The following is a 24403-nucleotide window of genomic DNA, read 5'->3' as shown; positions in this document are numbered from 1 at the left end:
GCCCACGTGCCGGTCAACGCTCGCCAGACGGGAGTTCCGATGCCGGGATTCGGACTTTCCGATGACGCGTTCGAGGGCGGGTAGGAGGTCGGGGTCGAGGGCGGGTTCGAGGTCGGCTCCGACGGCGGGTTCGAGGGCGAGTCCGTTGGCGGGTCCGTCGGCGGCTTCGAGGTCGGGTGCGTCGGTGACTTCTCGGTCGGGTGCGAGGTCGGGTGCGTCGGTGACTTCTCGGTCGGGCGCGTCAGCGGCTTCCCGATCGACGTCGACAGCGGCTCGACAACGGACAGACCCGATCGTTCCCACTGATGGGAGCCATCGAAGATGCCCGTACGGGCACCCATTGCCGAGCCCCCCGATGACCCCGATGATCGAACCGGCGCCGATCGCGCCCCGCCCCACTGCCGTGTGTCCGGCACGTACTCCCACAGGGTCGCCCTCCGGATCCCACGGCCGCGCAGCCGACCGCCGCCGCCTCCTCCTCCTGCCCGGGAAGCGGCGGCCGGTGAGGCTGCGGCGCCCCTGCCTAGCGGATCCGAGAAGCCCATGCTCCAGGCCGATGCCCCGGCCGCCGCCCCCCGTATCGCCGTCGTCGGCGCGACGGGCGCGGTGGGAGGGACCCTGCTCGAACTCATCGAGGACCGCGGGCTGCCGTACCGGCAGCTGCACCTGGTGGCCTCCGCGCGCTCGGCGGGCCGGACGATCCGCGTCGACGGCCACGACCACCGGGTCGCCGACCTCGCCGGCTTCGACTTCCGCTCCGTGGACGTCGCGTTCTTCTGCGCGGGCGCCGACGTCAGCCGCGCGTGGGTCCCGGTCGCCGTGGCGCACGGCGCGCTGGTCGTCGACAGCACCTCGGCCTTCCGGACGGCGCCGGACACCCCGCTCGTCGTCACGGAACTCGACGCGGACCGGCTGGACCGCCGCCCGCCCGGCGGGGTGATCGCGGTGCCCGGCGCGGCCGCGGTCCCGGTGGTACGGGTGGTCCGGGACGTGGAGCGCCGTTGGGGGGTCCGGCGGATCGTGGTCAGTACGTACCAGGGCGCGTCGGACGCGGGGCACGCCGGTATCGAGGAGCTCCAGGACGGGTCGCGGACCGTTCTGCAGGACCCGCAGGCCACGCCGGTGTCGGCGGTGTTCTCTCCGCCGCTCGCCTTCAACGTGCTGCCGGGCATCGGCGACACGCTGGAGGACGGTTCCACCCGCCAGGAACGGGAGTTGACCGAGGAGATCCGCAAGGTCCTCGGCCTGCCCGGCCTCGACGTGACGGCGACCTGCGTGCGGGTCCCCGTGGTCGGTGGGCAGGGCGCGGCGGTGTGGGTGGAGTGCCGTGCGGCTGTGGACCGTACGGAACTGGTCGCCCTGCTGCGGGCGTTGCCCGGGGTCACGGTCCACGACTCCCCCGGGGCGCCCACCCCGGCGGACCTCGGCGACCCGGACCGCGTCCATGTGGGCCGGATCAGGGTCGCGGCCACCGCGTCCGACGGCTTCTGGCTGTGGCTGGCCACCGACAACCTCCGGGTCGGGGGCGCGCTGGACGCCGTACGGATCGTGGAGGAACTGCTGGCACGCGGCGCGCTGTGAGCCGTGCCGTCGAGAGGTCCCTTCATCCCCTCAGCAGGCCGGCCGAGGCCGTTCCTGCTCCATGAACCGGATGGTCCAGTCGATGAACACCCGCATCTCGTGCGTGAGCCGGCGGCCGTACCGCCAGGCGATCTGGGTGTACACCTCGAACGGCGCCTTCCAATCGAGGACCGTCAGCGACTTCGCCTCGACCTCGGCGGCCACCGCCATCGCGGGCAGCACACTGATGCCGAGCCCGGCCGAGACCCCGCGCTTGATGGACTCGATGTTGCCGAACTGCAGCAGCGGCACGGGCTCGGCGGCCCCGCCGTTGAGCTCCGCCTCGAACATCGCCCCGTACGAGCAGCCCGGTTCGGGCGCCAGGATCGGCACGGTACGCAGATCGGCGGTGGAGAGGTCGAGGGTGTCGGCGAGGACGTGGCCCGGCGCGGCGACCGCGACGAGCGGCTCGGAGCCCAGGACCTCGGTCCTGACCCCGGGGTGCTCGGTCTCGGGCTCCATGAGGAAGCCGAGGTCGAAGGTGCCCTGCCGCAGGGACTCGCAGGTGTCCGCGCACAGACTGGGCCGTAGGGCGAGCTGGAGCCGCGGATAGCGGTGGTGGAAGTACTCGAGCACGGGGGGCATCCGATACGAGGTGAAGCTCTCCATCGTGCCGATGGTGAGCACCCCCGACGGCTCCCCCTGGCCGGTCGTCCGGTCCCGGGCCTCCTCGACCAGGGAGAGGATCTGCTCCGCGTACGGAACGAGCCGTTCACCGGCCGGCGTGAGGCGGATGCGCCCCCGCAGCCGCTCGAAGAGCTCCACGCCCAGCGCCACCTCCAGGCTCTTGACCTGGGCGGTCACGCTGGACTGCGCGTACTTCAGATCCGCCGCGGCCCGGGTGAAGCTGAGCATGGTGGCGACCCGGTGGAAGGTGGTGAGCTGCTTCAGGTCCATGCGCTGCCCCGCGCGGAAACGACCAGGGCGGTCACTGCCAGCCCATGTCTTCGGTGCCGTCCTGGACCGGCTCGGTGACCACGGCCGCGGCCGGCGGCGGCACCGGGGCGTCGGCCTGCGCGACGGCGGCGGGCGCGAGGAGCGCGGCGGCGGTGACGGCGAGGAAAGCGGCGGCCTGGACCATACGAACGCGAAACATGACGAACGTCCCCCTGTGGCGATGTGGTCTCGGTGCCCACAGCATCACCACTGGTCACACAGGGAGGAAAGGCTTCCGCGTGGCCCGATTGGGTCCTGACCCAATGGGGCCACCTCCGCGCCGTTTCGGCCACCCCGGGGATAATGGCGGGGACGAACGGAGGGGAACGCATGCTCGAACCGCTGGGACTGGATCAACCGACCGAGGCCGTGTACCGGGCGATGCTGACCCACCCCGAGACCCCGGCGGACGCGCTCGCCGAACGGCTCGGCATGCCGGAGGAATCCGTACGCGAGGCCTGGCAGCGGCTGGCCGAGCTCTCCCTCGCCCAGTACCCCACCGGACACCCGGCCGACGCGTCGACGCCACCGCGAGCGGTCAACCCCGAGGTCGGTCTGGAGTACCTGCTGACCCGGCGCCAGGCCGAGTTCGAGCTCCAGCGTCAGCGGATCGCCGGCGCCCGGGCGGCCGCCGAACGGCTGATCTCGGAGTACGAAGAGCTACGCCCGGCCGGCCCACCGGTCGGCGTGGAACACCTGGCCCATCTGAACGACATCCGGGCCCGGCTCGCGATGCTCACCGAGAACGTCAGGACCGAGGTGATGGTCTTCGCCCCCGGAGGCGCGCAGACCGAGGCGAACATGGCGGCCTCCCGTCCCCTCAACGAACGGCTCCTCACCCGGGGCGTCACGATGCGGACCATCTACCTGGACAGCGTGCGCAACAGCCCGGCGAGCGTGGCGCACGCCAAGTGGCTGACGGAGCTGGGTGGACAGGTCCGCACGATCGCCACGCTCCCCCTCCGGATGACCGTCGTGGACCGCACGACCGCCGTCATCCCCGTCAACAGCGAGGACAGCAGCGAGGGCGGGGTCGTCCTCACAGGGCAAGGCATCCTGACGGCCCTGTGCACCCTCTTCGAGACGATCTGGGCCAACGCCCGCCCGCTGGGCGAGGCACCCCGCCGGGACGAGGGCGAGCTCGACCACCAGGAGGCCGCGACCCTGCGCCTGCTGGCCGAGGGCCACACGGACGAGGGCATCGCCAAGCGCCTGGGGGTCTCCCACCGCACGGCCCGCCGCATCGCCACGGTCCTCATGGACCGCCTCGGCGCCCGCAGCCGCTTCGAGGCCGGCGCAAGGGCAGTCCAACGAGGCTGGCTACCCCCACAGGCCTAGGGCCTTTCGTTTGGATCAGGCGAGCCCGGCATGATCCAAACGAAAGACCCTGGCCCCCGCTACCGCACACTCAACGGCCGCTGATCGGTCCAGACCTCGTCGATGTGCGCGAGGCACTCCTCCTTGGTCCCGGCCACACCCACGTCCCGCCAGCCCACGGGCAGTTCACGCCCCTCGGCCCAGATCGAGTACTGCTCTTCCCCGTTGACGACAACGGTGAACCGCTCCACGCCGCACCTCCACCTACACGCCGGACCGACGGCCCCGACTGCCTCAAGCTCCCCCACCACCCTGATCCACCCACCCCACCCCCCACAACACCCACCCCATCCCATCTCCCGAACCCCTCTATCGCCCCAGCCGATCAGCAGGACTGTGCTGTGTGTGGACGACGACGGCGCTGAGGAGACGGGCGAGGTCGTCGACGACGGGGTGCGGGGCCGACCTCGAGGAGCCGGTGGAGACGCCGGCCGCCGACCCCGAATCCTGCGCCGCGCACCCACCAGGGCATGAAAAAACCCCAGGTCACGGCGAGTGAGTCCTGGGGTAATTCCGAGCCGCCTTCGGGATTCGAACCCGAGACCTACGCATTACGAGTGCGTTGCTCTGGCCAACTGAGCTAAGGCGGCATGCCGTGCGTTCCCATGGTGGGCGCAGCGGCCTCGCCAAGTCTACACAGTTTCCGGGGTGCTCCTGACCACCCTCCGAGTGGTCCAGGACACCCCCTCACGTGCAGCGCTTGCCGTCCTTCGGGGGTGTGCCGTCGAGGAGGTAGGTGTTGATCGCCGAGTCGACGCAGTCGCTGCCCCGGCCGTAGGCCGTGTGGCCGTCGCCCTCGTAGGTCAGGAGCGTGCCGGAGGTCAGTTGGTCCGCGAGGGACTGGGCCCACTTGTAGGGGGTCGCCGGGTCGCGGGTGGTGCCGACGACGACGATCGGGGCGGCGCCCTCGGCGGTGATGCGGTGGGGGCGGCCGGTCGCGGGGGCGGGCCAGTAGGCGCAGTTCAGGGCCGCCCAGGCGAGGCCCTCACCGAAGACGGGGGACGCCTTCTCGAAGGACGGGACCGCCTTCTCGACGTCCGGCGGGCCGGTGTAGGCCGCCGGGAGGTCCAGGCAGTTCACGGCCGTGTTGGCGAACATCAGGTTCGTGTACGTGCCGTCCGCCTCGCGCTCGTAGTAGCTGTCGGCAAGGGCGAGCAGGCCCGAGCCCTCGCCGCCGATCGCCCGCGTCAGCGCCTCGCGCAGCTGCGGCCACGCCGCCTCGTCGTACATCGCCGCGATCACCCCGGTCGTCGCCAGGGATTCGCCGAGCTCGCGGCTCTCGCCGGTCGGCACCGGTTCGGCGTCGACCGTACGGAAGAAGGCCTTCAGGTTGTCGGAGGCCGCGTCGACCGACTCCGTGCCCAGCGGGCAGTCGGGCTTCCGCAGGCAGTCGGCCGCGAAGGCCCGGAAGGCGGTCTCGAAGCCGGCGGTCTGGTCGCGGGCGAGGTCGATCGCGGGCAGCGAGGGGTCCATCGCCCCGTCCAGGACGAGCCGTCCGACGCGGCCAGGGAACAGCTCCGCGTACGTGGCGCCGAGGAAGGTCCCGTACGAGGCGCCCACGTAGTTCAGCCGCTCGTCGCCGAGCACGGCGCGCAGGATGTCCATGTCCCGCGCCGTCTCGACCGTGGAGACATGCGGCAGGACCTCGCCCGAACGCGTCGCGCAGCCCGCCGCGAACCCCTTGAAGGCACCGGTGAGGGCGGTGGTCTCCGCCCCGTCGTCGGGGGTCTGGTCGACCTGCGTGAACGTGTCCATCTGCGGGCCCGTCAGGCACTCGACGGGTTCGCTGCGGGCCACCCCGCGCGGGTCGACGGCGACCATGTCGTACCGGGCGCGGACCGGCACGGGGTAGCCGATGCCCGCGTAGCCCTGGAGGTAGCCGACGGCGGAGCCGCCCGGTCCGCCCGGGTTGACCAGGAGCGAGCCGAGGCGCTTGCCGGGGCCGGTGGCCGCGACCCGGGAGACGGCCAGCTTGATCTCACCGGCCGCCGGCTTCGCGTAGTCGAGCGGGGCGCGGAGCGTCGCGCACCGGAACGTCGGCACCCCGCAGTCGCGCCAGGTGAGCTTCTGCCCGTAGAAGGTCCGCAGCGCCGGATCGGGCGTGGCGGCCGCCACCCGCGAGGTCGCCGCCGACGGGCCCGCGGGCGCGGCGGCGTCGCTGCCGCCCGTACAGCCCGAGAGGATCAGTCCCGCGGCGGCGAGGGCCGTCGCGGAGGTACGGAGCAAACGCCTGGAATCCATGCCCGGAGCGTATCCGGACGAGTACGCACCGTGTCCAATCGTCCCCCGGCGGCCCGGGGTCAGTCCCGCAGCGCCATCGTCATCGCCTCGACCGCGAGCAGCGGGGAGACGTTCCGGTCCAGTGCCTCGCGGCAGGCGAGCACCGCCTCTATCCGGCGCAGGGTCCGCTCGGGTGCGGTGTCCCTGGCGATCCGCTCGACCGCGTCCCGTACGTCCTCGTTGGCGATCGGCACACGCGTACGGAGTTGCAGGGTGAGCACGTCGCGGTAGAAGCCGGTGAGGTCGGTGAGCGCGAGGTCGAGGCTGTCGCGCTGCGTACGCGTCTTGCGGCGCTTCTGGCGCTCCTCCAGCTCCTTCATCGCGCCGGCCGTGCCGCGCGGCATCCGCCCGCCCTGGCCGCCGCCGAGCGCGGCCTTCATCTCCTCGGTCTCCTTGGTGTCGACCTCCTCGGCGACCTGCTTGGCGTCCTCGCCTGCCGCGTCGATCAGCTCCTGGGCCGCCTTGAGGCAGCCGCCGATGTCGCCGACCCGCTGCGGCAGCTTGAGGACGACGGCCCGCCGGGCCCGGGCGCGCTCGTCGGTCGCGAGGCGGCGGGCGCGGTCGATGTGGCCCTGGGTGGCGCGGGCGGCGGCCGCGGCGACCTGGGGGTCGATGCCGTCCCTGCGTACGAGCACGTCCGCGACCGCGTCCACCGGGGGCGTCCGCAGGGTCAGGTGGCGGCAGCGGGAGCGGATGGTGGGCAGCACGTCCTCCAGGGAGGGCGCGCAGAGCAGCCAGACCGTGCGCGGCGCGGGCTCCTCGACCGCCTTCAGGAGCACGTTGCCCGCGCCCTCGGTGAGCCGGTCGGCGTCCTCCAGGACGATCACCTGCCAGCGGCCGCCCGCCGGGGAGAGCTGGGCGCGCCTGACCAGCTCACGGGTCTCCTTCACACCGATGGAGAGCAGGTCCGTGCGGACGACCTCCACGTCGGCGTGGGTCCCGACGAGCGCGGTGTGGCAGCCGTCGCAGAACCCGCACCCCGGCGCCCCGCCGAGCGCCCGGTCGGGGCTCACGCACTGCAGCGCGGCCGCGAAGGCCCGCGCCGCCGTCGCCCGCCCGGAGCCGGGAGGCCCGGTGAAGAGCCAGGCGTGGGTCATCTTGGACGCCTCGGCGACGGGCTCACCGGCGGCATGGGCGGTCACGAACGTGTCGGCGTCCCGCGCGGCCGCGGCCAACTGCTCCTCGACCCGCGTCTGTCCGACCAAGTCGTCCCATACGCCCATGTGCCCTCCTCAGGTACGCCCTCCATTGTGGGGCACCCCACTGACACCCGGGCCCGCCGCCGGAACCGACGCCGCTCTGCGGAGCCGGTCCGGCGCCGGAACTCAGCGACCGCGGCCCCGCCGACGGCCGTCGTTCTCGTCGTCGTGCGGGCCGAGGAGCTCGTCCGCCAGGGTCGGGAGGTCGTCGAGCGGGGTCTCCTCCGCCCAGTCGGAGCGGCGCTTCGGACGGCCCTGCTCGTCGAGCTGGGGCAGCTCGCGCGTCCTGTCGTTCGATCCCGTCCGCTCGTTCGCCCCGGTCCGGTCGTTCGATCCCGTCGGCTCGTTCGATCCGGTCGGCTCGTCGCGGAAGATGCCCGGCGGAACCCGGTCGGCCGGGTCCGTGTCCCGTACGGGAGGCAGCACCGCCGTCTCGTCGACGGCCGGCACCTGCGGCAGAACCGTCGTCTCCTCCGCGTCCCTCACGGGACGGAGAACGGTCGTCCGCTCCTCGGGACGCTCGGGGCGGTCGGAGCGGGGAGCGTCCGGCCGTACGACCGGCGTGGCGACGGTGATCTCGTTCGGAGACACCACCGGCACGGTCTGCGTCACGTCGTCGGACGGTGCGTCGGACGACGTGCCGGACGACGTACCGGTCCGGGGGTCGGTCGGGGCCTCCGGCTTGACGACCGGCGTCGGGACCGTGATCTCGTTCGCCGACTCCTTGACCGTACGCGCCTCGCGCGCCGCCTTCTCGGCCTCGGCCTGGGCCTCGGCCCGACGTCGGGTCTCAGCGGCCTCCGCCGCCTTCTTCGCCTCCGCCGCCTTGGCCACCGCAGCCGCCTTGGCGGCCTCCGCGGCCTTCGCGGCCTCCGCGGCACGCGCCGCCTCAGCCACTCGCTCCGCCTCCGCGGCGGCCGCAGCCTCCGCCGCGGCCTTCCTCGCGGCTTCCTCCGCCGTCTTCGCCGCGGCCGCCTCGGCCAGGCGGCGGGCCTCCTCGGCACGCAGCAGGGCCTCCTCGGCCTTGCGCTGCTTCTCCAGGCGGCGCTCCTCCGCCTCCGCGCGCAGCCGGGCCTCTTCCTCGGCCTGCTTGCGGCGGCGTTCCTCCTCCGCGCGGCGGGCCTTCTCCTCGGCCTCGCGCCGCTTGCGCTCCTCCTCGGCGGCCACCCGGGCCTCCTCGGCGCGGCGGCGGGCCTCCTCGGCCTGGCGCTCCGCCTCGCGGCGGCGCGCCTCTTCCTCCTCCTGGCGCTTGCGCTCCTCCTCCTCGGCACGGAGCTTGGCGAGCTGCTCCTGGCGCTCGCGCTCGAGCCGCTCCTCCTCCGCCTTGCGCGCGGCCTCTTCCTCGGCCCGGCGCCTGGCGTCCTCCTCGGCCTTCCGGCGCGCCTCCTCCTGGGCCTTCACCTCGGCCTCGGACAGCGGCAGCATCCGGTCGAGCCGGTGCCGTACGACGGTGGTGACGGCCTCCGGCTCCTGGCCGGCGTCGACGACGAGGTAGCGGCCGGGGTCACCGGCGGCCAGGGCGAGGAAACCTGCCCGCACGCGCGCGTGGAACTCCGGCGGCTCGGACTCCAGCCGGTCAGGGGCCTCGGTGAACCGTTCCCGCGCGACCTCCGGAGAGACGTCGAGCAGCACCGTCAGGTGCGGGACGAGTCCGGCGGTCGCCCAGCGGTTGATCCGGGCGATCTCGGTCGGCGACAGGTCCCGCCCGGCGCCCTGGTAGGCCACGGACGAGTCGATGTACCGGTCGGAGATGACGACCGCGCCCCGCTCCAGGGCGGGCTTGACCAGGGAGTCGACGTGCTCGGCGCGGTCGGCGGCGTACAGCAGCGCCTCGGCGCGGTTCGAGAGCCCGGCGCTGGAGACGTCGAGCAGGATCGAGCGCAGCCGCTTGCCGATCGGGGTGGCGCCCGGTTCGCGGGTGACGACGACCTCGTGGCCCTTGGCGCGGATCCACTCGGCGAGCGCCTCGGCCTGGGTGGACTTCCCGGCGCCGTCGCCGCCCTCAAGGGCGATGAAGAAGCCGGTGGACGCGGGCGCCTGGACCGGGTCGGCGCCGCGCAGCGCGTCGCGCAGGTCGCGGCGCAGCGGTACGCCGGACCGGTCGTCGGTCTTGGCCAGGACGAGGGCCGCGACGGGCAGCAGCAGCGCGCCGACCAGCATCAGCGTGAACGCGGCTCCGCCGTGGGCGAAGACGAAGCTGCCCGACGCGAGCCGGTGCGGGCCGATCGCGGCGGCGAGCAGCGGCGCCGCGAGCGCGCCGACGGCCATGGCGACCCGGACGACGGCCTGGAGGTGCTCGGTGACCCGGGGGCGCCGGGCCTCCTCGGTCTCCTGGTCGACGAGCGTGTGGCCGGTGTTGGCGGCGACCCCGGCCGCGTACCCGGCGAGTACGGAGAGGAGCAGCACCGTGGCGGTGTCAGGGACGAGGCCCATCGCGAGCAGCGCGATCCCGGTGAGGGCGATCGCGAGGGCGAGGATCCGGCGGCGGGAGAGCACGGTGAGCACGGAGCTCGCGGTCCGGATGCCGACGGCGGTGGCGCCGCTCAGCGCGAGGATCAGGAGCGCGAAGGTGACCGGGCCGCCGCCGAGGTCGTACGCGTGCAGGACGGCGACCGCCGCCGCGGCCGCGACGGCTCCGGCGACCGTGGCGCAGGCGATGACGAGCAGTCCGACCGCGCCCGTGCGGCCCTTCTCGGTGGTGGGGCGACGCAGGCCTTCCAGCGGCGAGCGCGGCCTCGGGGTCTGCCCGCCGGGCAGCTCCACGAAGTACAGGACGGAGACGGACGCGGCGAAGAGACCGGCGGCGACGTACGAGCCGAGGGCGGCCTGATGCAGCGTGAACCAGTCGATGCCCGCGCCCAGCAGGTTGCTGAGCAGCGTCGCGGCCAGGAGCGCGGCGGCCGCGGCCGGTACGGCCAGGAAGCCCGTCCGCAGCGAAAGGCGGCGCAGCGCGTCGAGGTGGTCGGGCAGCGGGCGTACGGCCGCGCCCTCCAGCGGCGGCGCGGGCAGCAGCGCGGGGGCGGCGCCCTCGCGGGCGACGGTCCACAGCCGCTCGGCGGCGCCGACCACGAAGACGGTGCCGAGCAGGAACCCGAGGGCCTTGTCCGGGGTCCAGTCGATCCACAGCGGTGCGATGACGAGGAGCGCGATCCGCAGGCCGTCGGCCCCGATCATGGTCCAGCGCCGGTCGAGAGGCCCGCTGGGCCCGGTCAGCTGGGTGAGCGGGCCGAGCAGGACGGCTCCGAACAGCACCGAGGCCAGCGTGCGGGCGCCGATCACGGCGGCGACGGCGAGCGCGGCGCCCCGGTATCCGCCCCCGAAGGCCTGCTCGGAGACGGCCGCCTGGAGCCCGAGCAGCACCAGGACGAGCACGGCGAGTGCGTCACCCGTCCCGCCGACGAACTGGGCGCTCCACAACCGTCGCAACGGTTGATGGCGCAAAAGCGCCCGTACGGCACGCTCCTTGGAGTCTGCGACAAGCGCGACGTCGGAGTCTGGCTGCTCTGCTCGCGTCATCCGTCCACCCTATCCGGACCCACTTACTCCCCGTGGCCTCCGTCCGAACAAACGTCGGGGACCCGGGGAACGTGTAAGGGGCGGGGGTCCCTTGCCCCCGCCCCTTACAAGACCCCGCCGCAGAGCGCGGGGTTCCGCTTTACTCCGACTTCGCCGCCGTCTTCTTCGCGGCAGCGGCCGTCGTCTTCTTCGCCGCGGCGGTCTTCGCCGTCGTCGTCTTCTTCGCGGCCGTCTTCTTGGCCGCCGTCTTCTTCGCAGGAGCGGCCTTCTTGGCGGCCGTCTTCTTCGCGGGCGCCTTCTTGGCCGTCTTCTTCGCCGGCCCCTTGGCCCGCTTCTCCGCGAGCAGCTCGTAGCCGCGCTCGGGCGTGATGTCCTCGACGCTGTCCCCGGTCCGCAGGGTCGCGTTGGTCTCGCCGTCGGTCACGTACGGGCCGAAGCGACCGTCCTTGACGACCACCGGCTTCTCGCTGACCGGGTCGGTGCCCAGCTCCTTCAGCGGCGGCTTCGCGGCTGCCCGGCCACGCTGCTTGGGCTGCGCGTAGATCGCGAGCGCCTCGTCGAGCGTGATCGTGAAGAGCTGCTCCTCGTCCGTCAGCGAGCGCGAGTCCGTGCCCTTCTTCAGGTACGGGCCGTAGCGGCCGTTCTGCGCCGTGATCTCGACGCCCTCGGCGTCGGTGCCGACCACGCGCGGCAGGGACATCAGCTTGAGCGCGTCCTCCAGCGTCACCGTGTCCAGGGCCATGGACTTGAAGAGCGAGGCGGTCCGCGGCTTCACCGCGTTCTTGCCGGTCTTCGGGGTGTCCTCGGGCAGGATCTCGGTGACGTACGGGCCGTACCGGCCGTCCTTGGCGACGATCTGGTTCCCGCTGACCGGGTCCACGCCCAGCTCGAAGTCGCCGCTCGGCTTGGCGAACAGCTCCTCCGCGTAGGCGACCGTCAGCTCGTCGGGCGCGAGCTCCTCGGGCACGTCCGCCCGCTGGTGGCCCTCGGTGTCCTTCTCGCCGCGCTCGACGTACGGGCCGTACCGCCCGACACGCAGCATGATGCCGTCGCCGACCGGGAAGGAGGAGATCTCCCGGGCGTCGATCGCGCCGAGGTCGGTCACCAGCTCCTTCAGACCGCCGAGGTGGTCGCCGTCGCCGTTCCCGGCGTCGGCCGCACCGCCCGTGGCGGCGCCCGCGCCCTCGCCGAAGTAGAAGCGCTTCAGCCACGGCACGGCCTGCGCCTCGCCCCGCGCGATGCGGTCGAGGTCGTCCTCCATCTTGGCGGTGAAGGAGTAGTCGACGAGCCGGCCGAAGTGCTTCTCAAGCAGGTTGACCACGGCGAAGGAGAGGAACGACGGCACGAGCGCCGTCCCCTTCTTGAAGACGTAGCCGCGGTCCAGGATCGTGCCGATGATCGACGCGTACGTCGACGGGCGGCCGATCTCGCGCTCTTCGAGCTCCTTGACCAGGCTGGCCTCGGTGTAGCGGGCCGGCGGCTTGGTGGCGTGGCCGTCGACCGTGATCTCCTCGGCGGACAGCGCGTCGCCCTCGGCGACCTGCGGCAGCCGGCGCTCGCGGTCGTCCAGCTCGGCGTTCGGGTCGTCGGCCCCCTCCACGTAGGCCTTCATGAAGCCGTGGAAGGTGATCGTCTTGCCGGAGGCGCTGAACTCGGCGTCCCGGCCGTCGGCCGCCCGGCCGCCGATCTTCACCGTGACCGAGTTTCCGGTCGCGTCCTTCATCTGGGAGGCGACGGTCCGCTTCCAGATCAGCTCGTAGAGCCGGAACTGGTCGCCGGTCAGACCGGTCTCCGCCGGGGTGCGGAAACGATCACCCGAAGGGCGAATCGCCTCGTGCGCCTCCTGCGCGTTCTTGACCTTGCCCGCGTAGACACGCGGCTTCTCCGGCAGGTAGTCGGCGCCGTAGAGCTGCGTGACCTGCGCGCGGGCCGCCGAGACGGCGGTCTCGGAGAGGACCGTGGAGTCCGTACGCATGTAGGTGATGAAGCCGTTCTCGTACAGCTTCTGCGCGACCTGCATGGTCGCCTTCGCCCCGAAGCCCAGCTTCCGGCTCGCCTCCTGCTGGAGGGTGGTCGTACGGAACGGGGCGTACGGGGAGCGGCGGTACGGCTTCGACTCGACCGACCGGACGCTGAACGAGGTGTCGGAGAGCGAGGCGGCGAGCGCCCGCGCCTTCTCCTCGTCGAGGTGGAGCACGTTCGCGCTCTTCAGCTTGCCGTCGGCGCCGAAGTCACGGCCCTGGGCGACGCGCGCTCCGTCGACCGTGTTCAGCCGCGCGACCAGCGACGACGGGTCGGAGGGGTCCCCGGCGCGGCCGGTGGAGAAGGTACCGGTGAGGTCCCAGTACTCGGCGGAGCGGAAGGCGATGCGCTCGCGCTCCCGCTCGACGACGAGGCGGGTGGCGACGGACTGGACGCGGCCGGCGGACAGGCCGCGCATGACCTTCTTCCACAGGACCGGCGAGACCTCGTAGCCGTACAGCCGGTCGAGGATGCGGCGGGTCTCCTGGGCGTCCACCATGCGCTTGTTCAGCTCGCGCGGGTTGCGGACGGCCTCCTGGATCGCGTCCTTGGTGATCTCGTGGAAGACCATCCGGTGGACCGGGACCTTGGGCTTCAGGACCTCGAGGAGGTGCCACGCGATGGCCTCGCCCTCGCGGTCCTCATCGGTGGCGAGGAAGAGTTCGTCGACCCCGGCCAGCTGCTCCTTGAGCTTCCTGACCTGCGCCTTCTTGTCGGCGTTGACGACATAGATGGGCTGGAAGTCGTGCTCGACGTCGACACCGAGACGGCGCACCTCGCCGGTGTACTTCTCCGGCACCTCGGCGGCGCCGCTGGGGAGGTCGCGGATGTGCCCGACGCTCGCCTCGACGACGTAGCCGGGGCCGAGGTAGCCCTTGATCGTCTTCGCCTTGGCAGGCGACTCGACGATGACGAGTCGGCGGCCGCCCTGTGCGGTCTCGCTGGTCGGGGACAACTTCGCTCTTCTCTCCGGTCGACGCTCGGTGGCACGTACGGCGCTGGCGCTCCGCCGGCACGCACGGCGGCGGCACGCACGGTGACGCTGCCGTCGCTGCGGAGTGTGACGGTACAACCCGCCCCCGTGTCAAACGGCGAAAGCCCGCAACGGCCACTCGAACGGTAACCCGACTTCTGGCATTCCTGCCGCCCGGACTCCTGGTCCGGTGAGGCGCGGCCAAGCGGAACGACCTCGTCACACCCGTCCGAAGCACCACACCCCGAGGAGGAGGAAGCCCAGTCCGAAGATCGTCGTGAGCGTGGCGGCGACCCGCGTGGCGACCCCCTGCGCGACCGGTTCGCCGTGCGCCACGCGCACCCCCGTCCACAGCAGCAGTGCGGCTCCGAACAGCGCGAACGCCGTTCCGGCGAAGATCGCAGGCCCGCTCTCCATGCCCCTACCCCGTTCCCTTCACAGGCCCTGGTGGTCCCTGGAGGCCGAGGCTGGCACCTTCCGGCGTCGCCGGTGCGAATTCCGGGTGAACGACGCGGAGGGTCCCGTACGGGTTCACGAATATGGCCGGTACCCCACCCCCGGCCGCATTGTTCGTCACATCGCGGCCGGCCGGGGCGTGTCGGGGGTCACGCCTGGCTGGGGGGCACCGGGTCGGGATCGGGCTGCCGGAAGAGACCTACGCGATCAGGTCGCGGGGAACAGATCTCCGGGCACAGACCTCCGCGATCAGCTCGCCGGGATCAGCTCGCCGGGAGCAGGAAGCCCTCCTCCACGAGGAGCCGGATGGCCTGCGGGGTGCGGTCCCGCAGCAGCACCGGGTCCTCGCCCATCAGCTGACCGATCGCGTCCAGGATCCGGCCCGCGCTGAGCGTCCCGTCGCAGACGCCCGCGAACCCCGCGGCCACGTGGTCCACCTTGGTCGCGCGCCGCATGCCCCGGTTCTGCCGCAGCACCACGTGCTCCGGGTCCTCGGCGCCCGGCAGCCCGACCTGCTCCTGCACGACCTCCGGCGCGAGGGTGAAGTGCTCGGCGAGCAGGGCCGCGTCGTCGCGCGACCGCAGATAGTCCTGGCGCTCGAAGTGGGCGACCACGGTGTCGCCGAGCGGCTGCTCGACCGGGTGCGGCCACTCCTCGATCACGATCGACGGCTCGACCGCGCCGGAGGCCACCGCCGCGTTCTTCCGCAGGGTGATCCAGCCGAAGCCGACGGACTTGGTCTTCCGCGCCTCGAACTCGTCCAGCCACGCCCCGTACCGCACCGCGTACTCCGCCGGGTCCGCACGGTGGTCGCCGCTGTCCCGCAGCCACAGCTCGGCGTACTGCGTGACGTCCTGGACCTCGCGCTGCACGACCCAGGCGTCGCAGCCGCGCGGCACCCAGGAGCGCAGCCGGTCCTGCCACTCCTCGCCCTCGACGTGCTGCCAGTTGGCGAGGAACTGGGCGTATCCGCCGTCGTTCAGCCGCTCCCCGGCCTCCTGCACGAGCGTGCGGCACAGGTCGTCGCCGGCCATGCCGCCGTCGCGGTAGGTGAGGCGGGCGCCGGGGGAGATGACGAACGGCGGGTTCGAGACGATCAGGTCGTACGTGTCACCGTCGACCGGCTCGAAGAGCGAGCCCTGCAGCAGCTCGGCCTCGCGGGCTCCGGAGAGCGCGAGGGTGAGGCGGGTGAAGTCCAGGGCGCGCGGGTTCAGATCGGTCGCGGTGACCAGCGTGGCGTGCTGGGCGGCGTGCAGGGCCTGGATGCCGGAGCCGGTGCCGAGGTCGAGCGCGGAGGAGACCGGCGTACGGACGGTGATGCCGGCCAGCGTGGTGGAGGCGCCGCCGACGCCGAGGACGACACCTTCCTCCTTGCTGCCGATGCCGCCGGCCCCGCCGACCGCGCAGCCCAGGTCGGAGACGATGAACCAGTCCTGTCCGTCGGGCCCGCCGAAGGGCCTGATGTCCACGCCGGCCGCGACCTGCCGGTCACCGGCCTCCCCTTCGCCGACCTGCTCGTCACCGTCCTCGGCGGGGCGGACCAGCCAGCCGTCCTCAAGGCACTCCTCCAGCGGCAGCGCGGCGGCGGCGCGGGCGTGGGAGACGGGGCGTTGGAGCAGGAAGAGCCGCACGAGGGTCTCCAGCGCGGAGTCCCCCCGGGTGGCGCGCAGCGCGGGCACGGTCTCGCTGCGGGCGAGCGCGGCGTAGGCGGGGGCGCCGAGCAGTTCGAGCAGGCCGTCGGCGGTGAAGTCGGCGGCGAGGAGGGCCTCGCGGAGCCGGGCGGCGCGCGCGGGCAAGGGGAGGCGGGAGGTCAGGCTGGTCTTACTCACCCCACCATTGTGGCGGCCGCCACCGACAATGCCGCGTCAGCCCCGCCCGGCACGGGACACAGGAAGAGCCCGGGGCTACGCGAAGGGCACGGTGGGCTCACGCGAACGCGAAGAGCCCGGGGCTCACGCGAAGGCCCCGGGCGAGGCGGGCTCGTCCCGGGGCCTTCGTACGGACCTGCGCCGCGCGGCCGGTACGAGCTGTACGGTCTCCGACCGGCGGGCGTTACTCCGTGGTCTTGCTCGCGGAGCCCGACGGCTTGGCGGAAGCCTTGCCGGACGGCGTGGAGCCCGCCTTCGGGGAGGCCGAGCCGGTCGCGGCGGGCGACGGGGTGGCCTTCTGGCAGCCGGGCTGCTTCGCCATGGCCGTGCCCAGCTCACCGGACTGCAGCTTGGCCAGCGCGTCCTGGTCCATCTTCTCGATCTTCTTCAGGCCGTCGGCGACGTCCTGCAGACCGTCCGCGAACTTCTGCTGGTTGCTCGGGTCGAGCTGGTCGACCTGCTTCTTCAGCCCCTCGTACGCCACCGCCGTGGCGTTGAGCTCCTTGACCGCGTCCTGCTGGAGCTTCTCGCCGTTGTCGACGGGCGGCGCCCCCGCGCCCTCGATGGCCTTGGCGAGGGCGCGGTCCGCGTCGGCGATGTCCTGGAAGGCCTTCGAGTCGGCGGCCTGGATGTCGGCCGGCTTGCCGTCCGCGGCCGTCGAGATGATCAGCTGCTGGGCGTCGGCCCGCTTCTGGATCTGAGGCTTCGCCTGGTCGCAGACCGTCTTGGCCCAGTCGTTCACCTTGTCGCCGTCGTCGCTGCAGCCGGACAGCGTGAGCACCAGCACAGCGGCGCCTGACAGCGCGACAGCAAGCTTCTTGTTCACCGGATCGGTCCCTTCCAAGGCTCTCGGCCCCGGAACATACACGCCGAGCGGGCGACATCCACCTTTCGTGCGACGGATTCATCCCATATTGCAGCCGATTGCACCAAGGGAGACACGCCTCACTCCGGACGTGCGACGGGCGGACAGTACGTCAGAACGTACTGCCCGCCCGCCTTCTGAGCTGGTGTTACGAAATCACCGGAGCATCGGGTGAGGCCGGCGAACGCCGCGCGGCGTTGCCTTCGTCACCCACGTCGCCGTCCGCGTCGTCGCCGACGACCACGGAGCGCCGCTTGGAGACGTAGACCGCGCCGACGATGACGGCGATCGCGAGGATCGCGATCAGGGCCCGCATTCCGCCGCTCGCGTCGTCGCCGTAGCTGAACTGCACCACGGCGGGCGCGATCAGCAGGGCGACCAGGTTCATCACCTTCAGCAGCGGGTTGATGGCCGGTCCCGCGGTGTCCTTGAACGGGTCGCCGACGGTGTCGCCGATGACGGTCGCGGCATGCGCCTCACTGCCCTTGCCGCCGTAGTGGCCGTCCTCGACGAGCTTCTTGGCGTTGTCCCAGGCGCCGCCGGAGTTGGCGAGGAAGACGGCCATCAGCGCGCCCGTGCCGATCGCGCCGGCGAGGTACGCGCCGAGTGCGCCCACGCCGAGCGAGAAGCCGACCGCGATCGGCGCGAGGACGGCGAGCAGTCCGGGCGTGGCGAGTTCGCGCAGCGCGTCCTTGGTGCAGATGTCGACCACGCGCCCGTACTCGGGCTTCTCGGTGTAGTTCATGATCCCGGGGTGCTCGCGGAACTGCCGCCGCACCTCGTAGACCACCGCGCCGGCCGAGCGCGACACCGCGTTGATCGCGAGGCCCGAGAACAGGAAGACCACCGCGGCACCGAGGATCAGCCCGAAGAGGTTGTTGGGCTGCGAGATGTCCAACGAGAGATTCATCTCGCCGGCCTTGGCCCCGACGTCGGAGACCGCCGTGGCGATGGCGTCACGGTACGAGCCGAACAGCGCGGCCGCCGCCAGGACGGCCGTGGCGATGGCGATGCCCTTGGTGATGGCCTTGGTGGTGTTGCCGACGGCGTCGAGGTCGGTGAGGACCTGCGCGCCCGCGCCCGTGACGTCGCCGGACATCTCGGCGATGCCCTGCGCGTTGTCGGAGACCGGGCCGAAGGTGTCCATGGCGACGATCACACCGACGGTGGTGAGCAGCCCGGTGCCGGCCAGGGCGACCGCGAAGAGCGCCAGCATGATCGACGTACCGCCGAGCAGGAACGCGCCGTAGACCCCGAGACCGATCAGCATCGCCGTGTACACGGCGGACTCCAGGCCGATGGAGATGCCGGCGAGGACGACGGTGGCGGGGCCGGTGAGCGAGGACTTGCCGATGTCCTTGACCGGGCGCCGGGTCGTCTCCGTGAAGTAGCCGGTGAGCTGCTGGATCAGCGCGGCCAGGACGATGCCGATGGCGACGGCGACCAGGGCGAGGATCCGCGGGTCGCCGGGGTGGTCGTGGATCCCGGCCTCGGTGACGCCCTTGAGGTCGGCGTAGGAGGACGGCAGATAGACGAAGACGGCGACGGCGACCAGGGCGAGGGAGATCACGGCGGAGATGAAGAAGCCGCGGTTGATGGCGGACATTCCGCTGCGGTCGGCGCGCCGCGGGGCGACCGCGAAGATGCCGATCATCGCGGTGACCACGCCGATCGCCGGGACGATCAGCGGAAACGCGAGGCCGAGGTCGCCGAAGGCCGCCTTGCCCAGGATGAGGGCGGCGACGAGCGTGACGGCGTACGACTCGAAGAGGTCGGCGGCCATGCCCGCGCAGTCGCCGACGTTGTCGCCCACGTTGTCGGCGATGGTCGCGGCGTTGCGCGGGTCGTCCTCGGGGATGCCCTGCTCGACCTTGCCGACGAGGTCGGCGCCGACGTCGGCGGCCTTGGTGAAGATGCCACCGCCGACACGCATGAACATGGCGATGAGCGCGGCTCCCAGGCCGAAGCCCTCCAGAACCTTGGGCGCGTCGGCCGCGTAGACGAGGACGACGCAGGAGGCACCGAGCAGGCCGAGGCCCACGGTGAACATGCCGACCACACCGCCCGTACGGAAAGCGATCTTCATGGCCTTGTGCGAGACGGCCGTCAGATCCTTTTCCGGTTCACCCGGCGCCGGGGTCGCCTCTCGTGCGGCCGCGGCCACTCGCACATTCGCGCGTACGGCGAGTCGCATGCCGATGTATCCGGTGGCCGCCGAGAAAAGCGCACCCACCAGGAAGAACAGAGAACGTCCGGCGCGCTGCGACCAGTTGTCGGCGGGCAGCAGCATCAGCAGGAAGAACACGACGACGGCGAAGATCCCGAGTGTGCGCAACTGCCGTGCGAGATACGCGTTGGCACCTTCCTGTACGGCGGCGGCGATCTTCTTCATCGAGTCGGTGCCCTCACCGGCGGCCAGCACCTGACGGGTCAGCACCTGGGCGACGAGCAGGGCCGCGAGCGCGACGGCCGCGATGACGATCACGATCGTACGGTTCTCGTCCGTGAGTACCGCTGCGGCGAGAGAAGTGGGGTGTCCGGTCAGTTCTGGGTTGAAGAGCCCCGCCATTCGTCCTCCTTGACGTTGCGAGCTCAAGATGGACGGATTGTAGGGAGCGGAACCTGATCAAAACAGGGCGCCGCAAATGGAATTCCCCATTACCCATGATCTTCCCACCGAATGCGGTAATGGGCCCAAAGCATTGACACATGATCGATGATCTAGAGAAATGAAAAGAGGCCCTGCTCGGCAGGGCCTCATTTCATGATCTCGTCGGTGGAGCCTCGGTCAGGGAAGCGCGACCGCCGGCGTCGTCGGCCAGCTCATCCTGATGACTCCGCCCTCCTCGCCGGCCCGCACCTCGACGTCGTCGACGAGCCCGCGGATCACCGCGAGACCCATCTCGTCCTCGCCGTCGGCGTCGTCGAACTCCTCGGCCGGAGCGTCGCCCCGCGCACCGGGCACACCGGCGGCATCGGCCGCCGCCACGCCCGCGCCCGGCACCTCGTCGCCGACCTCGATGGAGAAGGACTTCTCCTCCTCGGTCAGCACGACCCGGACGGGGGTGGTGACGCCGTTGCTGCGGTGCAGCCCGACCGCACGGGAACAGGCCTCGCCGACGGCGAGTCTGACCTCGTCGAGGACCGCCTCGTCCACCCCGGCCCGGCGCGCCACCGCGGCCGCCACGAGGCGGGCCGTGCGGACGTGCTCGGGCTGGGCGCTGAAGCGGAGTTCAACGGTGGCCATACGGTCCCCCTGGAAACGTCTGGGCGGGCAACTCGGAGGACCGGGCGTGTCGGGCCCGGTTCTCCACTCCTTCTTCCGACCTCGGTCGGCCGTCAGTCGGTGGCGTTGACGGCCTCGTCGACCGTGGTGTGGATGGGGAACACCTTGGTCAGACCAGTGATCCGGAAGATCTTGAGAATGCGCTCCTGGTTGCAGACCAGGCGCAACGAGCCTTCATGCGCGCGCACGCGCTTCAGGCCGCCCACCAGCACGCCGAGGCCGGTCGAGTCGAGGAAGTCCACGCCCTCCATGTCGACAACCAGGTGGTAGCTGCCGTCGTTCACCAACTCGACCAACTGCTCGCGCAGCTTGGGCGCGGTATATACATCAATCTCGCCACCGACCTCGACGACCGTACGGTCGCCACTCGGGCCGGACACATTGCGAGTCGACAGGGACAGGTCCACGGATCCTCCAGCACCTTGCTATCGAGCGGTCGCCCCTCAAGTCTCCCCGGCGGAGTCGGGGGACGGATCGCCAGCCGCGATGGCATTCAATCACTTACCAGCAGCCATGCACGACGCCTTGGGAGCATTGTCCGTCACGCCAGTGACACACTCGGTGCCGATGGCCAAGAATCACCGCCCCAGTCGTCCAGCCGGGGACACGGGCAACCGCCCCTCCCCCGGCATGGTCCTCGACCGGCTCTCCTCGGGCGAGAGCCGGAACGCGCGCATCACTCATACGGAGCACTTGCCCGCCCGGGAGGGTCGCCATGCAGTCTGGCCGCATCGCATCCGACCGGAGGTGATCAGCGCGATCCAGGCGGCGGGCATCGAGCACCCCTGGGCCCACCAGGCGGAGGCCGCCGAGCTCGCCCTGGACGGCGAATCCGTGGTGATCGCGACCGGCACCGCATCGGGCAAGTCGCTGGCCTACCTCGCGCCGGTCCTCTCGACGCTCCTGGACGGCTCCGAGGCCGCCAACGGCCGGGGGACCACCGCGCTCTACCTGGCGCCCACCAAGGCCCTCGCCGCCGACCAGCGCCGCGCGGTCCGTGAGCTGGCGGCTCCGCTCGGCAACCGGATCCGGCCGGCCGTCTACGACGGCGACACGCCCGTCGAGGAACGCGAGTGGGTCCGCCAGTACGCGAACTACGTCCTCACCAACCCCGACATGCTGCACCGGGGCATACTCCCCTCCCACCCCAGGTGGTCGTCCTTCCTGCGCTCCCTGCGCTACGTCGTGATCGACGAGTGCCACACCTACCGGGGCGTCTTCGGCTCCCACGTCGCCCAGGTGCTGCGCCGTCTGCGCCGCGTCTGCGCCCGGTACGGCGCCGACCCCGTCTTCCTCCTCGCCTCCGCCACCTCCGCCGAGCCCGCCCTCGCCGCAGGCCGGCTGACGGGCCTGCCGGTCGCGGAGGTCTCCGACGACGCCTCCCCGCGCGGCGAGCTGGTCTTCGCCCTCTGGGAGCCGCCGCTGACCGAGCTCCACGGCGAGCAGGGCGCCCCGGTACGCCGCACGGCCACCGCCGAGACCGCCGACCTGCTGACCGACCTGACGATCCAGGGCGTCCGCTCGGTCGCCTTCGTCCGCTCCCGGCGCGGCGCCGAGCTGATCTCGGTCATCGCGCAGGAGCGTCTCGCCGAGGTCGACCGCTCCCTGGTCCACCGCGTCGCCGCCTACCGGGGCGGCTACCTGCCCGAGGAGCGCCGGGCCCTGGAGCGCGCCCTGCACTCGGGCGAGCTCCTCGGGCTTGCCGCCACGACCGCCCTGGAGCTGGGCGTGGACGTCTCAGGCCTGGACGCCGTGGTGATCGCCGGGTATCCGGGCACCCGGGCCTCCCTGTGGCAGCAGGCGGGCCGTGCGGGCCGCTCGGGCGAGGGCGCCCTGGCGATCCTGGTGGCCCGGGACGACCCGCTGGACACCTTCCTGGTCCACCACCCCGAGGCGCTCTTCCAGCAGCCGGTCGAGTCGACCGTCCTGGACCCCGACAACCCGTACGTCCTCGCCCCGCACCTCTGCGCCGCCGCCGCCGAGCTGCCGCTGACCAACGACGACCTGGCCCTCTTCGGCCCGGCCGTCACCGACCTGCTGCCCCAGCTGGAGGCCGCCGGACTGCTCCGCCGACGCTCCACCGGCTGGTACTGGACCCGCCGCGAGCGGGCCGCCGACCTGACCGACATCCGGGGCGGCGGCGGCAACCCCGTCCAGATCGTGGAGGCCGCCACCGGGCGCCTCCTCGGCACGGTCGACGAGGCCGCCTCGCACACCGCCGTCCACGAGGGCGCCGTCCACCTCCACCAGGGCCGTACGTACCTGGTGAAGACCCTCGACCTGAAGGACTCCGTGGCCCTGGTCGAGGAGGCCTCCCCGCCGTACTCGACCACCGCCCGGGACACCACCTCCATCTCCGTCCTCGAAACCGACACCGAGATCCCCTGGGGAGCCGGCCGTCTCTGCTACGGCTCCGTCGAGGTCACCAACCAGGTCGTCTCCTTCCTGCGCCGACGTCTGATCACCGGCGAGGTGCTCGGCGAGACCAAGCTCGACCTGCCGCCCCGCACCCTGCGCACCCGGGCCGTGTGGTGGACGGTCACCGAGGACCAGCTCGACGCCGCCCGGATCAACCCGGAGATCCTCGGCGGGGCCCTGCACGCCGCCGAGCACGCCTCCATCGGCATGCTGCCGCTCTTCGCCACCTGCGACCGCTGGGACATCGGCGGGGTGTCCGTACCGCTCCACCCCGACACCCTGCTGCCCACCGTCTTCGTCTACGACGGGCATCCGGGCGGCGCGGGCTTCGCCGAGCGGGCCTTCCACACCGCCCGCGCCTGGCTGACGGCCACCCGGGAGGCGATCGCCTCCTGCGAGTGCGAGGCGGGCTGCCCCTCGTGCATCCAGTCCCCCAAGTGCGGCAACGGCAACGACCCGCTCCACAAGCGCGGCGCCGTGCGCCTGCTCACGGAACTGCTGCGGGAAGCCCCGGCAGAGCCGGAGGAGGCCCCGCCCGCGCCCTGACCGCCGGTGCGTACGGCCCGAGGCGCACCGCCGCCGTCACATCCGCGACGTCGCCCCGCACCGAGCACCGCACCACGGCCGCCCCCTGCGCGTCCGCGACCTGGGCCGCCGCCGCGCAAGCGGTCTCCTCGCCCCACAGGGCCCGATCGGCGGCGGCGAGCGCGGCCAGGTCCGCGGCCCCGCCCGCCCGGTGCCGGGCGGCCACCGCCTGCCCCAGCGCGAGAACCGCACCGAACACCACGCACAGGACGCAGGCCGCGAAGGCCGTCCACACCGTCGCCACTCCCCGGTCCCGCCCGCCGGCCCGCGCCGCAGCCGCGACCACAGCCACAGACGAGGCCGCAGCCGTGGAGCCGGTGCGCGGCGCCCCTGCCACCGTCATGGCGCGCCCTCCCGCTCTCCTGCTCGCGCTCACGGCGCCGCCACCCCCACCGTGTCCTCGGCGAGCGCCGCCGCTCCGGCGCGCAGCGTCAGGCCCATCCCGCCGGGCCCGGGGGCCGGTGCCTCCACCGTCACCCGCCACAGCTCGCCCGAACGGGTGACCGAGACCCTGGCGCCCTCCGGCGCGGCCGCCCGGGCGGCGGCCTCGGCGCCGGACACCGGCTCCGACCTGGCCACCGCCCGCGCCCCGGCCCGCGCCGCGTCCACGCACTGGATCTGCGCCGCGGCGGCGGCGAGCGCCCAGACCAGGGCCATCGTGAACACCACCAGGGCGGGCAGGGCCATCGCCGCCTCCACGGTCACGGCGCCCCGGTCGTCAGAACGGCGCATCGAGCGCCTTCCCGATCACGGACTCCAGCGCTCCGGAGACCGAACCACTGGTCACGATCTTGTACAGGATCGTCGCGAAGCCGGCGGCCGCGATGGTCCCCATCGCGTACTCCGACGTGGTCATCCCCGCGTCGCCCCGGGCGGCCGCCCGCCGGGCCCGCCCCCACGCGCCCGCCCGTCGCCCGAGCTGCTTCTTCATCCTCGTCATGCCAACCCCCATATGTCGTCGTCGTGTTCGTATTCGTCATCGAGTTCGTGTCGTGTTCGTGG

The 24403-nt window shown here is 72.3% G+C and carries 19 protein-coding genes and 1 tRNA gene; 3 read left to right on the top strand and 17 right to left on the bottom strand.

Annotated features, from left to right (window positions below; genetic code table 11):
• Nucleotides 1-543: 543 nt before the first annotated feature.
• Nucleotides 544-1581: an aspartate-semialdehyde dehydrogenase gene (locus tag ACGFYP_RS10220; protein WP_393488722.1), complete on the top strand. Its 1038-nt coding sequence runs from the start codon at nucleotides 544-546 to the stop codon at nucleotides 1579-1581.
• Between the two features lie 30 nt (nucleotides 1582-1611).
• Here the strand turns inward: ACGFYP_RS10220 and ACGFYP_RS10215 are convergent, their stop codons facing one another.
• Together ACGFYP_RS10215 and ACGFYP_RS10210 are read right to left on the bottom strand one after the other, a co-directional pair.
• The gene (locus ACGFYP_RS10215) at nucleotides 1612-2517 is read right to left on the bottom strand and encodes a LysR family transcriptional regulator (RefSeq protein WP_361956610.1); all 906 of its coding nucleotides are present in this window, start codon (nucleotides 2515-2517) and stop codon (nucleotides 1612-1614) included.
• A 31-nt stretch (nucleotides 2518-2548) separates the two neighbouring features.
• Nucleotides 2549-2716, bottom strand: a complete 168-nt coding sequence (locus ACGFYP_RS10210; protein ID WP_393488720.1) for a hypothetical protein — start codon at nucleotides 2714-2716, stop codon at nucleotides 2549-2551.
• A gap of 170 nt (nucleotides 2717-2886) precedes the next feature.
• Between ACGFYP_RS10210 and ACGFYP_RS10205 the strand changes: the two genes are divergently transcribed.
• Entirely contained in the window at nucleotides 2887-3894 is a 1008-nt protein-coding gene (locus ACGFYP_RS10205; protein WP_393488717.1) for a helix-turn-helix domain-containing protein, read from the top strand.
• A gap of 59 nt (nucleotides 3895-3953) precedes the next feature.
• On the opposite strand, the gene ACGFYP_RS10200 is transcribed toward ACGFYP_RS10205, so the two are convergent.
• The 12 genes from ACGFYP_RS10200 to ACGFYP_RS10145 form a co-directional block, all read right to left on the bottom strand.
• A complete protein-coding gene (locus tag ACGFYP_RS10200; protein WP_361956619.1) occupies nucleotides 3954-4124 on the bottom strand; it encodes an MbtH family NRPS accessory protein in 171 nt (56 codons plus the stop codon).
• A gap of 325 nt (nucleotides 4125-4449) precedes the next feature.
• Nucleotides 4450-4523, bottom strand: a tRNA-Thr gene (locus ACGFYP_RS10195).
• Between the two features lie 97 nt (nucleotides 4524-4620).
• Nucleotides 4621-6174: an alpha/beta hydrolase gene (locus tag ACGFYP_RS10190; RefSeq protein WP_393488715.1), complete on the bottom strand. Its 1554-nt coding sequence runs from the start codon at nucleotides 6172-6174 to the stop codon at nucleotides 4621-4623.
• A 59-nt stretch (nucleotides 6175-6233) separates the two neighbouring features.
• The gene (locus tag ACGFYP_RS10185; protein ID WP_393488712.1) at nucleotides 6234-7436 is read right to left on the bottom strand and encodes a DNA polymerase III subunit delta'; all 1203 of its coding nucleotides are present in this window, start codon (nucleotides 7434-7436) and stop codon (nucleotides 6234-6236) included.
• 102 nt (nucleotides 7437-7538) lie between these two features.
• Nucleotides 7539-10928, bottom strand: a complete 3390-nt coding sequence (tmk, locus tag ACGFYP_RS10180; RefSeq protein ID WP_393488709.1) for a dTMP kinase — start codon at nucleotides 10926-10928, stop codon at nucleotides 7539-7541.
• 139 nt (nucleotides 10929-11067) lie between these two features.
• Nucleotides 11068-13905, bottom strand: a complete 2838-nt coding sequence (topA, locus tag ACGFYP_RS10175) for a type I DNA topoisomerase (RefSeq protein ID WP_393488706.1) — start codon at nucleotides 13903-13905, stop codon at nucleotides 11068-11070.
• Nucleotides 13906-14142: 237 nt separating this feature from the next.
• Nucleotides 14143-14340, bottom strand: a complete 198-nt coding sequence (locus ACGFYP_RS10170; RefSeq protein WP_361956649.1) for a hypothetical protein — start codon at nucleotides 14338-14340, stop codon at nucleotides 14143-14145.
• A gap of 302 nt (nucleotides 14341-14642) precedes the next feature.
• Nucleotides 14643-16208, bottom strand: a complete 1566-nt coding sequence (locus ACGFYP_RS10165) for a methyltransferase (protein ID WP_361956652.1) — start codon at nucleotides 16206-16208, stop codon at nucleotides 14643-14645.
• Nucleotides 16209-16431: 223 nt separating this feature from the next.
• A complete protein-coding gene (locus ACGFYP_RS10160) occupies nucleotides 16432-17073 on the bottom strand; it encodes a small secreted protein (protein WP_361956655.1) in 642 nt (213 codons plus the stop codon).
• Between the two features lie 187 nt (nucleotides 17074-17260).
• Nucleotides 17261-19681, bottom strand: a complete 2421-nt coding sequence (locus tag ACGFYP_RS10155; RefSeq protein ID WP_393488698.1) for a sodium-translocating pyrophosphatase — start codon at nucleotides 19679-19681, stop codon at nucleotides 17261-17263.
• Nucleotides 19682-19900: 219 nt separating this feature from the next.
• Nucleotides 19901-20359: an ATP-binding protein gene (locus ACGFYP_RS10150; RefSeq protein WP_361956661.1), complete on the bottom strand. Its 459-nt coding sequence runs from the start codon at nucleotides 20357-20359 to the stop codon at nucleotides 19901-19903.
• Between the two features lie 92 nt (nucleotides 20360-20451).
• On the bottom strand, nucleotides 20452-20805 hold the full coding sequence (locus tag ACGFYP_RS10145; protein WP_137988538.1) for an STAS domain-containing protein: 354 nt from the start codon (nucleotides 20803-20805) through the stop codon (nucleotides 20452-20454).
• A gap of 79 nt (nucleotides 20806-20884) precedes the next feature.
• Here ACGFYP_RS10145 and ACGFYP_RS10140 point away from each other — a divergent pair, with 79 nt between their 5' ends.
• On the top strand, nucleotides 20885-23362 hold the full coding sequence (locus ACGFYP_RS10140) for a DEAD/DEAH box helicase (protein ID WP_393488694.1): 2478 nt from the start codon (nucleotides 20885-20887) through the stop codon (nucleotides 23360-23362).
• Here the strand turns inward: ACGFYP_RS10140 and ACGFYP_RS10135 are convergent.
• Genes ACGFYP_RS10135 through ACGFYP_RS10125 form a run of 3 tightly spaced genes read right to left on the bottom strand, consistent with a single transcriptional unit; the run spans nucleotide 23304 to nucleotide 24332 of the window.
• Nucleotides 23304-23744 (bottom strand): Rv3654c family TadE-like protein, encoded by a 441-nt coding sequence (locus ACGFYP_RS10135; protein WP_393488692.1) that lies wholly within the window; start codon nucleotides 23742-23744, stop codon nucleotides 23304-23306. The genes ACGFYP_RS10140 and ACGFYP_RS10135 overlap by 59 nt on opposite strands.
• Before the next feature lie 29 nt (nucleotides 23745-23773).
• A complete protein-coding gene (locus ACGFYP_RS10130) occupies nucleotides 23774-24133 on the bottom strand; it encodes a TadE family type IV pilus minor pilin (protein ID WP_393488689.1) in 360 nt (119 codons plus the stop codon).
• On the bottom strand, nucleotides 24120-24332 hold the full coding sequence (locus ACGFYP_RS10125) for a DUF4244 domain-containing protein (protein ID WP_393489191.1): 213 nt from the start codon (nucleotides 24330-24332) through the stop codon (nucleotides 24120-24122). Before ACGFYP_RS10125 ends, ACGFYP_RS10130 begins: the two co-directional genes overlap by 14 nt.
• Nucleotides 24333-24403: the final 71 nt, after the last annotated feature.

The organism is Streptomyces sp. NPDC048370, assembly GCF_043200825.1.
Classification (GTDB): domain Bacteria; phylum Actinomycetota; class Actinomycetes; order Streptomycetales; family Streptomycetaceae; genus Streptomyces.
Note: the sequence above shows the minus strand (reverse complement) of the source record. Positions and strands in the feature narration are given on the sequence as shown.